This is a genomic window from Aminobacter sp. SR38, from assembly GCF_014843375.1.
GTDB classification, from domain to species: Bacteria; Pseudomonadota; Alphaproteobacteria; order Rhizobiales; family Rhizobiaceae; genus Aminobacter; species Aminobacter ciceronei.
This window is the reverse complement of record NZ_CP062112.1, coordinates 3,587,050-3,599,795: the sequence shown is the minus strand read 5'-3', so window position 1 is coordinate 3,599,795 and position 12,746 is coordinate 3,587,050. Positions and strand designations below refer to the sequence as shown.

The 12,746-nt window shown below is 63.5% G+C and carries 11 protein-coding genes; 5 read left to right on the top strand and 6 right to left on the bottom strand.

The features are described 5' to 3' along the window. Positions 1 to 114 precede the first annotated feature (114 nt). A complete protein-coding gene (locus tag IG197_RS17565; RefSeq protein WP_192319835.1) occupies positions 115 to 1,563 on the top strand; it encodes a M48 family metalloprotease in 1,449 nt (482 codons plus the stop codon). A 60-nt stretch (positions 1,564 to 1,623) separates the two neighbouring features. Here IG197_RS17565 and IG197_RS17560 read toward each other — a convergent pair whose 3' ends face one another. Continuing rightward, the gene (locus tag IG197_RS17560; protein WP_192313749.1) at positions 1,624 to 2,493 is read right to left on the bottom strand and encodes an RNA polymerase factor sigma-32; all 870 of its coding nucleotides are present in this window, start codon (positions 2,491 to 2,493) and stop codon (positions 1,624 to 1,626) included. A 250-nt stretch (positions 2,494 to 2,743) separates the two neighbouring features. Here IG197_RS17560 and IG197_RS17555 point away from each other — a divergent pair, with 250 nt between their 5' ends. The 3 genes from IG197_RS17555 to IG197_RS17545 all read left to right on the top strand — a co-directional run bounded on the left by IG197_RS17555 (position 2,744) and on the right by IG197_RS17545 (position 5,108). Next, positions 2,744 to 3,517, top strand: coding sequence for an amino acid ABC transporter substrate-binding protein (locus IG197_RS17555; protein WP_067956728.1), 774 nt, complete (start codon positions 2,744 to 2,746; stop codon positions 3,515 to 3,517). Positions 3,518 to 3,657: 140 nt separating this feature from the next. Beyond that, positions 3,658 to 4,338 (top strand): amino acid ABC transporter permease, encoded by a 681-nt coding sequence (locus tag IG197_RS17550; RefSeq protein ID WP_067956726.1) that lies wholly within the window; start codon positions 3,658 to 3,660, stop codon positions 4,336 to 4,338. Then, positions 4,335 to 5,108, top strand: coding sequence for an amino acid ABC transporter ATP-binding protein (locus tag IG197_RS17545; protein WP_192313746.1), 774 nt, complete (start codon positions 4,335 to 4,337; stop codon positions 5,106 to 5,108). The genes IG197_RS17550 and IG197_RS17545 overlap by 4 nt, the downstream gene beginning before the upstream one ends. Positions 5,109 to 5,133: 25 nt before the next feature. Here IG197_RS17545 and IG197_RS17540 read toward each other — a convergent pair whose 3' ends face one another. Next, the gene (locus IG197_RS17540; protein WP_192313743.1) at positions 5,134 to 5,691 is read right to left on the bottom strand and encodes a cysteine hydrolase family protein; all 558 of its coding nucleotides are present in this window, start codon (positions 5,689 to 5,691) and stop codon (positions 5,134 to 5,136) included. Positions 5,692 to 6,040: 349 nt separating this feature from the next. Here IG197_RS17540 and IG197_RS17535 point away from each other — a divergent pair, with 349 nt between their 5' ends. Continuing rightward, positions 6,041 to 7,411, top strand: a complete 1,371-nt coding sequence (locus IG197_RS17535; RefSeq protein ID WP_185910139.1) for an IS1182 family transposase — start codon at positions 6,041 to 6,043, stop codon at positions 7,409 to 7,411. 165 nt (positions 7,412 to 7,576) lie between these two features. On the opposite strand, the gene IG197_RS17530 is transcribed toward IG197_RS17535, so the two are convergent. From IG197_RS17530 to IG197_RS17515, 4 genes are all read right to left on the bottom strand, one after another. Next, entirely contained in the window at positions 7,577 to 8,161 is a 585-nt protein-coding gene (locus IG197_RS17530; RefSeq protein ID WP_067956717.1) for a CarD family transcriptional regulator, read from the bottom strand. A 359-nt stretch (positions 8,162 to 8,520) separates the two neighbouring features. After that, the gene (gene fdxA, locus IG197_RS17525) at positions 8,521 to 8,859 is read right to left on the bottom strand and encodes a ferredoxin FdxA (protein ID WP_067956714.1); all 339 of its coding nucleotides are present in this window, start codon (positions 8,857 to 8,859) and stop codon (positions 8,521 to 8,523) included. A gap of 148 nt (positions 8,860 to 9,007) precedes the next feature. Continuing rightward, on the bottom strand, positions 9,008 to 9,391 hold the full coding sequence (locus tag IG197_RS17520) for an RNA-binding S4 domain-containing protein (RefSeq protein WP_067956710.1): 384 nt from the start codon (positions 9,389 to 9,391) through the stop codon (positions 9,008 to 9,010). Positions 9,392 to 9,396: 5 nt separating this feature from the next. Further along, positions 9,397 to 12,645 (bottom strand): helicase-related protein, encoded by a 3,249-nt coding sequence (locus IG197_RS17515; protein ID WP_192313740.1) that lies wholly within the window; start codon positions 12,643 to 12,645, stop codon positions 9,397 to 9,399. Positions 12,646 to 12,746 lie beyond the last annotated feature (101 nt).

Below are 12,746 nucleotides of genomic sequence, written 5' to 3'. Positions count from 1 at the left end.
TGGTCGGGCCCGCTTCTGTTTTGCCTGCCGCCTAAAGACTTCGAAAGGACGCGAGCTCTGCCCACCTGCCGCGACATGTTGATCGAGACGAGAACGCCCCGCTATGCGCGCCTGATGGTTGCCGTCGCGCTGTCGGCGCTTGTCTCGGGTTGCCAGATACTCAACCCCTCCGATGTCCGCGAGTCAGGCTTCCAGCCGTCCAACAATCCTGTCACCGTCGACAACGTCACCCGCAACGACAAGCTCGCCGAGATCGCCAAGGCGCAGCATCCGCGCATTCTGGCGACCTATGGCGGCGAGTATTCGGATCCCAAGCTTGAGCGCATGGTCGCCAAGGTTGTCGGCAGCTTGACCACCGTGTCGAGCAACCCGAACCAGACCTACCGCATCACCATCCTGAACTCGCCCAACGTCAATGCCTTTGCGCTGCCCGGCGGCTATCTCTACGTGACGCGCGGCCTGCTGGCGCTGGCCAATGATTCGGCCGAGCTGGCCGCCGTCATCTCGCACGAGATGGGCCACGTCACTGCCAACCACGGCATCCAGCGTCAGCAGAAGGAAGCCGAGGAAGTGTTGGCGACCAAGGTCGTCACCGACGTGCTCGGCGAAAGCCCGACCGCCAAGGCAGCGCTGATCCGCGGCAAGCTCCGGCTCGCCCAGTTCTCGCGCAATCAGGAGCTGGAAGCCGACGGCATCGGCATCAAGATGAGCGGCCAGGCCGGCTACGATCCGTTTGCCGCAGGACGCTTCCTGCAGTCGATGGCCGCCTACTCCGACCTGCGCGCGGTCAGCGGCGCCACCGACGCCAGCCTCGACTTCCTGGCCAGCCACCCCAACGCGCCGCAGCGCATCGACCTTGCCCAGCGCCACGCCCGCCAGTTCGGCGCGCCCGGTATCGGCCGCCGCGATCGCGATTCCTTCCTCGCCGGCATCGACGGCCTGCTGTTCGGCGACACGCCCGACGAAGGCTATGTGCGCGGCACCACCTTCATGCACCCCAAGCTCGGCATCTCGTTTGCCGTGCCGCAAGGCTTTGTCATCGACAACACGGCAGCCGCCGTCACAGCGACCGGACCTGACAATACGGCTATCCGCTTCGATGGCGTGGCGATCGACGCCAAGCTGCCACTGACCGACTACGTCAAGAGCGGCTGGGTCGCAGGCCTCGACCCGTCGAGCGTGCGCGCCGATACGATCAACGGCAACGAGGCGGCCTTCGCCCGCGCCAGCGCCGAAGGCTGGCAGTTCGATATCGTCGTGATCCGCAATGGCGCGCAGGTCTATCGCCTGCTGACGGCCGCTCCGACGGCCAGCACCGCGCTGGGCCAGATCGCCCGTTCGGTCAGCTCCAGCTTCCGGGTCATGACGGCAGCGGAGAAGGCTGGTCTGAAGCCGTTGCGCATCCGCGTCGTCACCGTCCAGCCCGGCCAGAACATGGGCTCGCTCGCCGCCAGCATGGTCGGCGTCGACCGCAAGCTCGACCTGTTCAGGGTTCTGAATGCGCTGGCGCCCGGCGCCTCGGTCTCCGCCGGCGACAAGGTCAAGATCGTCACCGACCGGTAGCGCATCGGCCCGGAAATCGGGACGTTCGGGAAGCACGATGCAGGTCCAAGAGATCAGCGCTCAGGCGACCTGGAACGCCGGGTTCTTCCGCTCCAGCGCTGATTTCAGCTTTTCCATGGCGCGGGTCTCGATCTGGCGAACCCGCTCCTTCGAGATGCCGAGCGAGGTGCCGAGCTCTTCCAGCGTAGCACCTTCCTCCGTCAGCCGACGTTCTTCGATGATCTGCAGTTCCCTCGCATTGAGCACGGTGAGCGCGTCATGCAGCCATCCCGAGCGGCGCTCGATGTCGATCGCCTCGCCGACCAGCTCGTCCGGCAAGGGATCGTCCGAGACCAGCAGATCCATCCGTTCGCCCGAATCGCCATCGTCGCTGAGCGGCGCATTGAGCGAGGTGTCGGGCACCGACAACCGCATGTCCATCAGCGCGACGTCGGCTTCCGACACGCCAAGGGCTACCGAAATCTCCTGATAGGCTGCGGTGCCGCCGAGCGGGTCGCCGCCCTGGGCGAGCCGGGCGCGCATGCGCCGCAGGTTGAAGAACAGCGACTTCTGCGCCGAACTCGTGCCGCCACGGACGATCGACCAGTTGCGCAGGATATAGTCCTGCATCGAGGCGCGAATCCACCAGGTCGCATAGGTCGAGAAGCGGACCTCACGCTCCGGGTCGAAGCGTGCCGCCGCTTCAAGCAGCCCGACATGGCCTTCCTGGATGAGGTCGCCCATCGGCAGCCCGTAGCGCCGGAACTTGACCGCCATGGCGATGACGAGGCGCATATGGGCGGTGGTGATGCGGTTGAGCGCATCCTGATCGTGCCGTTCTTTCCAGCGGATCGCCAGCTCGAGCTCTTCGCCGCGCTCCAGATAGGGCGCGCGCGACGCCGCCCTCAGCATCATCTGCTCGCCAGACAGGCCTGCCCGATCCATATACATCTTGCGCCCCTTGTCCTGAGAGCAGCCAGACGCGCACCGCAATTGCCGCGCTGCCCCGCAGCGCCATTAACGCGCCGTATCGTCGAATGTTCCGGGGCGGCTGGCGGCCTTCAGTTGCGTAGATTCGCATTCCAGTATTGCGTCGATTTTGAAATTTCATTCCTTATGTCGAGAGCTGGCTTCTGACAGATTGCCGCCAATCACAACTTTCCCGGCCAGCAAGCCGGGCACAAAATCGGGATCACACAAAATGAAGTGGTTTAAGTCGCTGGCCGTTGCCGCAACGATCCAGCTCGCAGCCGTCGCCGCCGGCCATGCCGGTGAAAATCTCAATGAGATCAAGGCAGCCGGCGTATTCAAGATCGGCACCGAGGGCACCTACGCGCCCTTTACCTATCATGACGCATCGGGAGCGCTCGTCGGCTTCGACGTCGAGATCGGCAAGGAAATCGCCAAGCGCCTCGGCGTCAAGGCAGAGTTTCTCGAAGGCAAGTGGGACGGCCTGATCGCCGGCATCGACGCCAAGCGCTATGACGCCGTCATCAACCAGGTCGGCATCACGGAGGCGCGCAAGGCCAAGTACGACTTCTCCGATCCCTACATCGCCTCGAAGGCAGTGCTGATCGTCAGCGGCAAGAATGAGGACATCAAGGGCTTCGCCGACCTCAAGGGCAAAAAGTCGGCCCAGTCGCTGACCAGCAATTTCGGCAAGATCGCCGAGGCCAATGGCGCTGAGCTCGTCGGCACCGATGGCTTCGACCAGTCGATCCAGCTGGTGCTGAACGGCCGCGCCGACGCCACCATCAACGACTCGCTATCGTTCCTCGACTTCAAGAAGCACAAGCCCGACGCCGACGTGAAGATCGTCGCCGAAGAGGCCAAGGCCGACTTCTCCGGCGTGATCGTGCGTAAGGGTGAGCCCGAGCTGGTCGAGGCGATCAACAAGGCGCTGGCGGAGATCAAGGCCGACGGCACCTACAAGAAGATTTCCGAGACCTATTTCGGCGCCGACGTCTCGCAGTAACAGCATTGCCCTTCAGGCGGCGCCCGGCGTGGCGGCCGCCTGTAAGGCGCTCATTTTCCACCTCTCATTTTTTCCCATGAACTTGCCCGGAAAATCTGCGATTTTCCGGGCTTGTTTGTTGTGGAGAGGGAGCATTCATCTTGCCACACTGGCTTCAATTGATGCTGGACTCGCTCGGCCCACTGTTGTGGGCCGCGCTCGTTTTCACAGCCCCGCTGACGCTTCTCTCTTTCGCCTTCGGCCTGACCGTGGGGCTGGGCGCAGCCCTTGCCCGCCTGTTCGGGCCTACCTGGCTTTCTGGCATCGTCCGCTTCTACGTCTGGATCATCCGCGGCACGCCACTTCTGGTGCAGCTGTTCCTGATCTTCTACGGCCTGCCCAGCATCGGCATCGTGCTCGACGCCTTTCCGGCGGCACTGATCGGCTTCACCCTCAATGTCGGCGCCTATTCCTCCGAGATCATTCGTGCCGCCATCAGCTCGGTGGCCAAGGGGCAGTGGGAAGCGGCTTACTCTATCGGCATGACATGGTCGCAGGCGATGCGTCGCACAGTCCTGCCGCAGGCAGCCCGCGTCGCCGTGCCACCGCTGTCCAACACCTTCATCTCGCTGGTCAAGGACACCTCGCTGGCTGCCGCCATCACCGTGCCGGAGATGTTCCAGGCAGCCCAGCGCATCGTCGCCACCACTTATGAACCGCTGATCCTCTATGTCGAGGCGGCCATACTCTATCTCGCAATGAGCTCGGTGCTGTCGTCGCTTCAGGTCAGGCTCGAGAAGCGGCTCAACCGTTACGGCGGCTTCCTGGAGGCACGGTCATGATCGGACTGTCCCACATCGTCAAACAATTCGGTGACAATGTCGTGCTCAAGGATGTTTCGGTCGAGATCCGCGAGGGCAGCGTCACCGCCCTCGTCGGGCCTTCCGGCGGCGGCAAGAGCACGCTGCTGCGCTGCATCAACATGCTGGAAATTCCGACCTCCGGCACTGTGCGCATCGGCGACGACACGCTCGAATTCCGCCCCGGCCACCGCGTCGCCACCAAGGCAATCCAGCAGTTGCGCCGCCAGACAGGCATGGTGTTCCAGAACTTCCAGTTGTTTCCGCATCGCACGGCGATCGAGAACGTCATGGAAGGTCTGGTGACGGTGCTGAAATGGCCAGATGCGAAGGCACGCGAGCGGGCCATGACGCTGCTCGACAAGGTCGGCATGGCGCACAAGCTCGACGCCTGGCCCGCGACCTTATCCGGCGGTCAGCAGCAGCGCGTGGCCATCGCACGCGCGCTGGCGCCGTCGCCCAAGGTGCTGTTGTGCGATGAGCCGACCTCGGCACTCGACCCGGAACTGGCGCAGGAAGTGGTCGACGTGCTCGGCCAGCTGGCGCGCGAGGGCACGACGATGGTGATCGCCACGCACGATCTGCGCCTGGCGTCGAAGATTGCCCATGAGGTGCTGTTCCTGGAAGCGGGCTCGGTGGTTGAAAAGGGCCCTGCCAACGAGGTGTTCGGCAATCCCAGGCACGAGCGCACCAAACGGTTCATCGCGACGATCACGCATCAGCACGACCACGGCAAGGGCGGCGAAGGCTAGATCTCGCTGCCGCCCCAGGCAGTGGTCAGAACGAGATTGCCACGGCCGGGCGGACATCGACCACGGCATCGCCGGCACCAAAACCGTCGAGCGTTTCGTTGTGGTGGGCGATGATGTCGACATGCGTGAGATGGGCCGAGTCGGCGGTCGTATGGCAGTCGGCGACGAGCGTGACGTCGTAACCGAACGACACGGCCCGACGCACAGTCGTGTCGACGCAGAACTGGGTCATGCAGCCGCCGACGACAAGATGCGAGATACCAAGCTCACCAAGGCGGGCGCCGAGCTCGGTCTCGTGAAACGAGTCCGAGCTCTTCTTGCGAACGAGAAGGTCACCGGCCCGCGGGGCCAGCTCCGGCCGGACTTCCCAACCTTCCGTGCCAACTGCCAGGCGGTGGCCCGCAGGGCCGTCATGCTGGATGACTATGACCGGCACGCCCGCAGAACGCGCTCTGTCCTGGAGATCACGCAGCCTGCCGATGGTATCGTCGAGCGCAGCCTCGAGCAGTGGCTGCCGCTCCGAGGTGCCTCTGCCCCTCAGGATCGCATTCTGCACGTCGATGACAAGAAGTGCGGTGCCCATATGCTGCCTCTCCTGTTGCGATGATTGGCGTCGGATACAGCAAAACCGGTCGGCTCAGTAGCGGCTTTCACGCCGAACTGCTCGGCCAGCAGGGCCACCTTCTGGCCTGTCCCGTCGGTCGCAGGGTCACGGCAACCGCGGTGACGGTCCAGAAGCGGCGGCATCTCATCCAGCCAGAGCCTCTAGGATATTTTCCAGAAGTGACTTTCAGCCGATTGGCCGCGCAACGCACCATTGTCTGCTGAGACGCGCTGCCTCTCGGCAGACAAACAAAAAACCCGGCCAATGGCCGGGTTCAGACTGCTGACAAACCCCTGGCGAGAGTTGGGGGTTTGTGATTCAGTGGGTGATGTTGAAGCGAGCCGGCCCTGAACAAACCGCACTTGAGATCGTCACGCTCGATCAACTGGTTCCAGTTGATCACCTTCTGCGCAAGATCGATGGTGTTATCGATTTCTCGTTCATCCACGATCTGACAGCGCCGCTTTACTGCGCCGACAATGGTCGCCCGCCACTTGATCCGACCTTGATGTTCAAGGCGCTGTTCATCGGCTACCTGTTCGGGGTGCGCTCGGAGCGGCAATTGGTGCGAGAGATCGAGGTCAATGTCGCCTACCGGTGGTTCCTGCGGCTGAAGCTGACGGACAAGGTGTTCGACGCCTCGACATTGTCGCAGAACCGACGCCGGCGCTACCAGGACGAGACGATCGCGCAGGCGATCTTCGACCGCATTGTCGAGCAGGCGATCGGGGCAGGCTTGGTCGACGGCACGGTGCTCTACACCGACAGCACGCACCTGAAGGCCAATGCCAACAAGGGCAAGTACGACCTTGCCATGGTCGCCAAGTCGCGTGCCGACTACTGGGGCGAGCTCGACCGGGCGATCGATGCCGAACGGGCGTTGCACGGCCAGAAGGCGCTGAAGGAGCAGGAGCGGCAGCCTGCGGTGAAAGAGACGAAGGTCTCGCGCACCGATCCTGAGGCTGGCTATATGGTGCGCGAGGGCAAGCCGAAGGGCTTCTTTTATCTCGATCACCGCACGGTGGATGGCGGCTTCGGCATCATCACCGACACGTTTGCCACGCCGGCCAACGTGCATGACTCGATCGTCTATCTCGACCGGCTCGACCGCCAGGTGGAGCGTTTCGGCTTCGACGTCACGGCGGCGGGGCTGGATGCCGGCTATGCCACGCCAGGCATCGCCAAGGGCCTGGAGGACAGGAACATCCACGGTGTCGTCGGCTATCGCAACCCGCCCCGGCCAAAGCCTGGCAAGATGAGGAAGGGCGCTTTCGTCCATGAGCCGGACCTTGACGGCTATCGTTGCCCGCAGGGCCAGTTGCTCACTTACGCCACCACCGATCGCGGCGGTTATCGCCACTACAGGAGCGACCCGACGATCTGCCGCAACTGTCCGCTGCTGGCGTCTTGCACATCAAACGCCAAGGCCGAGCGCACCATCACGCGCCATGTCTGGCAGGATGTCCGCGAGCGGGTCGATGCCAACCGCTTAACCGCATGGGGCAAGGCGATCTATCGACGCCGCAAGGAGACGGTCGAGCGATCCTTCGCCGATGCCAAGCAGCTCTTCGGCCATCGCTATGCCCGCTTCCGAGGGCGAACACGCGTCGCCTGCCAGTGCCTGATCGCAGCCGCCGCCCAGAACATGAAAAAGATCGCAATCAGCCTCTGGCCAAAGCCAAAACCAAGCCTCGCATGAGGCCAAAGCCGGCTCGCAACGGCCTTGGCATCTGCCCCCCGACATCAATCCAAAAAAGCTCAATCAACCCACAAAACAAAACCCCGCCGAAATTCGACGGGGTTTGTCAGCAGTCTGAAACCCGGCCAATGGCCGGGTTTTTCATAGCGGAACTTACAAACCCTATCAGGCAGCTTCTTCCTGCTCGGCGTCGGCTTCTTCGTTGTCAGCCTTGGTGCCGCGCTTCGGACCCTTGTTGAGGTTGGTCTCGATGAGACGGACAGCCTCGGTCTCCGACAGGCGGTTGACCGCTGCCAGTTCGCGCGCCATGCGGTCGAGCGCTGCTTCATAGAGCTGGCGCTCGGAGTAGGACTGCTCCGGCTGGTTGTCGGCGCGATAGAGGTCACGCACGACTTCGGCGATCGAGATCAGGTCGCCGGAATTGATCTTCGCATCATATTCCTGGGCGCGGCGCGACCACATGGTGCGCTTGACGCGGGCGCGGCCCTGCACGACCTTCAAGGCACGCTCGACATAGTCGGTCTCCGACAGCTTGCGCATGCCGATGGACGTTGCCTTGGCGACCGGCACCTTGAGGCGCATCTTGTCTTTCTGGAAATCGATTACGAACAACTCGAGCTTGTGTCCCGCCACTTCCTGCTCGTCGATCGATACGATCTGGCCGACGCCGTGCGCCGGGTAGACAATATACTCGCCAGTCTTGAAACCGTGACGTGCTGCGGATTTCTTCTGCGGGATGGAAGTTGCCATACGCCCTGAACTCCTTCTTGTGACACCGGCCCGCCGAGGCCGGTTGATCGGGACGGTCGCAAAACGCGACCTTCTGCCGCACGACATTCGACCCCCAATCGGAAGAGCCTGGACCGGCAAACCGCAAAACGTTGCGACCGCCGGGCCCAGATTACTCTGGTCCGGATTAGGGTTGTCACCTTTCAGTGAATTAGGCTATGCGCCATAAATCGACGTTGTGTCATCGGCATGTTGGGCTAGCTCTAACACAAAAAGTCGGAAGAATCAAGATTTTGCTGCATACGCGAACAATCTGCCGCGTCAAGAGTCGACGGCGGCTCTCAATCCAACGATCTAGCGCCATTTAGGGCGCGCTACCCTCAGTTGCCTTCGCCAGGCTCGGCCGAAAAGAACTTCTCGAACTTGCCTTCGACGCCGTCAAATTCCTTGGCGTCTGCCGGCGGCTCCTTCTTTGCCGTGATATTCGGCCATTTTTCGGCATATTCGGTGTTGATCTGCAGCCATTTGTCGAGCCCCGACTCGGTGTCAGGCTTGATCGCGTCGGCCGGACATTCCGGTTCGCAGACGCCGCAGTCGATGCACTCGTCGGGATGAATGACGAGCATGTTCTCGCCCTCATAGAAGCAGTCGACCGGACAAACCTCGATGCAATCCATGTATTTGCATTTGATGCAGTTGTCGGTGACGACGTAGGTCATGAAGCAGGCTCCGGGACTTCCCGTAGTTTGTATCTTTCGGGTGAGGTATCCCCTTTGCGGGGTCGTTGCAAGGGCGGCCATTCCGCGCAGAAGCACGTTTGCGGAACGTAATTCTCAACTTCGTTGCCGCGGCTCCAGAGCCTTTGCGTCACTGGTCGCGCAGCCTGTCGGTGGCCCGCCTTTCTTTCTTGGTTGGACGGCCACTGCCAACCTCGCGCAGCGGCGGCCTGGCGTCGGGCGGCGCCTCATCCCTCGGCGTGGGTGCAGGAGAGATGTCGTCGTAGAGCTTGCGTGCTTCTTCGGCCGGCCCGCGACGCTCGCCAGCCAGCAGAATCTTGTAGACCAGGATGCGACGATCGAGCGTGATCGTCAGCACGTCGCCTGCCTTGACGATGTCGGAGGCCTGGCTGAGCTTCTGGCCGTTGCACCTGACGCCGCCCGATTGCGCGAGCTTGGCGCCAAGCGAGCGCGACTTGACCGCGCGCGAGAAGAACAGCCACTTGTCGATGCGCTGTCTTCCCTCGCCGGCCAAGGCGCTTACTTCTTGAGCTGGTCGCGCAGCGCGGCGAGCTTGGCGAAGGGCGAATCCGGATCGATGCGCACCGGACGCTCCTCGCGTGGCTTGGGTTGGAAGGCGGGCTTGCCCTTGGAGCCGTTGCGGTCGCCGCCGTGCCTGTCGCCCTGCGGACGCTCATTGCGATTGCGGTGTTCGGGACGCCCACCCTCGCCCTGCGGCTTGCCGCCGGGCTTGCGGTCGAAACGCGGACGGCCGCCATCACGGCCTTCGCCACCCTCGCGCCCGCCACTGCGGCTGCCCTCGCCCTGGCCCTGACGGGCTGCGGGTGCGCCGGCGGCACGCTGCTCGCGCTGGCCGCCGCGTGGGCGATTGTCCTGGCGATGACGCGGGCGCTGCTCGAAGCGGCCCTGACGCCACAAAAGGATCGGCTTGGGTTCTTCGGCAGGCTCCGCGGCGGCAGTTGCCGGCTGGGCTTCGGCTGCAGCAGTCTCGACGGCCGCCGCTTCCGACAGCGCTTCGGCTACAGGTTCTGCGACGGCTTCCACTTCTGCGGCGGGTGCAGCAACTGCCTCGGGTTCGACGGCAGGCTCGGCCGCCACTTCGGCCACGACCTCAGCTGCAACCTCGGCAACAGCTTCCGGCGCCTGCTCGGCATCCGCTTCCTGCGCGGCTTGGGCAAATGCTTCCGTGGAAACCTCGGCGGCCTGGCCGGCAGCGGCAGCTGCCGCTGCGGCCTTGTCGGCCTGCGCCTTGGCCACGGCCTCGCGCGTGGCAGCGTCGATCGTCTCGAGCTTGTCCTTGACCTCGGCAGCCGGCTTCGGCTCGGCGCGATAGCCGAGGCCCTTGAGGATTTCTTCCATGTCGTCGCCGGTTGCGCCGAGGATCGACATCATCTGCGGCGTGACGATGAAGGCGCTGCCGTCATAGGCACCGTCAGGACGCGCACCGATGCCCTGCTTCCAGGCAAGCGCCGGGCGGATCAGATCGGCGAGACGTTCGAGAATGTCGACACGCACGGCGCGGCGGCCGAGATTGCGGAATCCGGCAAGCTTGTAGAAGGTCTTGTCGAAAGCCTGATCGATGACAACAGACGTACGGCCGGCGGCCAACGCATGGACGACATCGCCGAAGCCCGGCTTGTCCTTGCCGTCATTCTTGAGCGCCCAGAGCAGCGTCACCAGGCCGGACGGTGCCGGCTTGATCAGCGCCGGTACAAAGACGTGGTAGGCGCCGAAGCGGACGCCGAGACGGCGAAGTGCTGCGCGACCTTCCTGGTCGAGCGACTTCACCTCGTCGGCGATGTCGCGGCGATTGATCAGGCCGAAATTCTCGACCAACTGGAAAGCGATGCCACGGCCAATGCCGGAAAGCTGTTCTCCGGCCTTGAGATCGACCAACGGCTTGAGCAGCGACTCAATCTGGAAATTGACGAAACGGTCGGCGCGCGCCGCGACCTTGTCACGGGCCGGGCCCGTCAGTTGCTCGTCGGCGAGCAGCACGACGCGCGGCTTGAGCGCGTCCTCGCCCTCGACCAGCGTGCCGATCGGCGCGCCGATCCAGCGCAGAACGCCGTCGGAGCCAAGCGCGATATCGCCATTGGGCGACGCCGAGAAACGCTCCGCGCGGGCATCGAATTCTGTGGCGAGCGCCTTCTGTGCTGCCGTGCGCACGGCCTTGGCGTCTTCTCCGCCAGCGCTCTGATCTGCGGTGAAACGGAACCCTTGCAGTTCGCCGACATGGTGGCCCTCGACGAGGACAGTTCCGGACGGGCTTATTTCGGCTTCAAGCATAGTGTTTTCTCTAAGGCGGCGCATGAGGACGGAAGTCCTGCGGTCTACAAAGCGTTTCGTCAACCGCTCATGCAGTGCATCCGACAATCTGTCTTCGATGTTTCGCGTTTTTTCTTGCCAGTGTGCCGGATCGGCAAGCCAGCCAGGGCGGTTTGAGACAAAAGTCCAGGTCCGGATCTGTGCGATCCGGTGGGAGAGCGTGTCGATGTCGCCTTCGGTGGAATCGGCGCGGCGCACCTGTTCGGCCATGTAGTTTTCGTCGACATGACCGTTGCGGGCGAGATCGTCATACATCGACGCAATGAGGTCGGCGTGCTGGGCAGGCGCAATCCTGCGATAGTCGGGCAGCGCGCAGGTCTCCCACAACAGGGCGACACGTTCGCGACCGGTGGCGAGCGAGCGGATGTTTTCGTCACGCGACAGGTGTTCGAGCGCCTGGGCGTCGACCGCAGGTAGCGCCCGCGTCAGGCCCTCGACGGGCGCCACCGTGTCGATCGAGCGCTTGAGCGTGTCGAGGCTTGTGAAGTCGAACGAAGCGGTGCGCCACTGCAGCACCTTCACCGGCTCGAAATCGTGCCCTTCGATCTTCTCGATCAGCTCCTCGTCGAACGGATCAACCTGGCCGGTAACGCCAAAGGTGCCGTCGCGAAGATGACGGCCGGCACGGCCGGCGATCTGGCCAAGCTCGGCGGCGGTCAGCTGGCGATACTGGTAGCCGTCGAACTTGCGGTTCTGGGCAAAGGCAACATGGTCGACATCGAGATTGAGGCCCATGCCGATGGCATCTGTGGCAATCAGGTAGTCGACGTCGCCGGACTGGTAGAGTTCGACCTGGGCGTTGCGGGTGCGTGGGCTGAGCGCGCCGAGCACGACGGCAGCGCCGCCCTGCTGACGGCGGATGAGCTCGGCGATGCCATAGACCTCATCCGCCGAAAAGGCGACGATGGCCGAGCGGCGCGGCAGCCGCGTCAGCTTCTTGGAGCCGGCATAGGCAAGATGCGACAGGCGCGGCCGGGTGACCACCGACACGCCCTTCAAAAGCTTCTGCAGGATGCCGTGCATGGTGGCAGCACCCAGCAGCAGCGTTTCCTGCCTGCCCCGCAGGTGCAGGATGCGGTCGGTGAAGATATGGCCCCGCTCGAGATCGCCGGCGAGCTGTACCTCGTCGATGGCGACGAAGGCGGCATCGGTCTGACGCGGCATCGCCTCGACGGTGCAGACGGAATACTTGGCACCGGCCGGCAGGATCTTCTCCTCGCCGGTCACCAGCGCGACCTTATGGGCACCAACCTTCTCGCAGAGCCGGCCATAGACCTCGCGGGCAAGCAGCCTGAGCGGCAGGCCGATGATGCCGCTTTCATGCGCGACCATGCGCTCGATGGCGAGATGCGTCTTGCCGGTGTTGGTCGGCCCGAGGACCGCTGTCACATCGCGACCCGACAGGATCAGGGGGTCATTCTGCTTGGAGTGAACATTCATTCTAAGGAACCGCCCTCGGCGCCGGGCCCACCCGGCGTTGCGCCGCTTTCACGACGACTGGACACATAGGGATTTGCGAGACGAAGCGAAAGCGGAATGTT

Coding starts and splice junctions, on each gene's coding strand:
- fdxA (WP_067956714.1), bottom strand. CDS start 8,859: ATGACCTACGTCGTCACCGACAACTGCATCAAATGCAAATACATGGAT.
- IG197_RS17540 (WP_192313743.1), bottom strand. CDS start 5,691: ATGGGCACCGCACTTCTTGTCATCGACGTGCAGAATGCGATCCTGAGG.
- IG197_RS17515 (WP_192313740.1), bottom strand. CDS start 12,645: ATGAATGTTCACTCCAAGCAGAATGACCCCCTGATCCTGTCGGGTCGC.
- IG197_RS17545 (WP_192313746.1), top strand. CDS start 4,335: ATGATCGGACTGTCCCACATCGTCAAACAATTCGGTGACAATGTCGTG.
- IG197_RS17530 (WP_067956717.1), bottom strand. CDS start 8,161: ATGGCAACTTCCATCCCGCAGAAGAAATCCGCAGCACGTCACGGTTTC.
- IG197_RS17555 (WP_067956728.1), top strand. CDS start 2,744: ATGAAGTGGTTTAAGTCGCTGGCCGTTGCCGCAACGATCCAGCTCGCA.
- IG197_RS17535 (WP_185910139.1), top strand. CDS start 6,041: ATGTTGAAGCGAGCCGGCCCTGAACAAACCGCACTTGAGATCGTCACG.
- IG197_RS17565 (WP_192319835.1), top strand. CDS start 115: ATGGTTGCCGTCGCGCTGTCGGCGCTTGTCTCGGGTTGCCAGATACTC.
- IG197_RS17560 (WP_192313749.1), bottom strand. CDS start 2,493: ATGTATATGGATCGGGCAGGCCTGTCTGGCGAGCAGATGATGCTGAGG.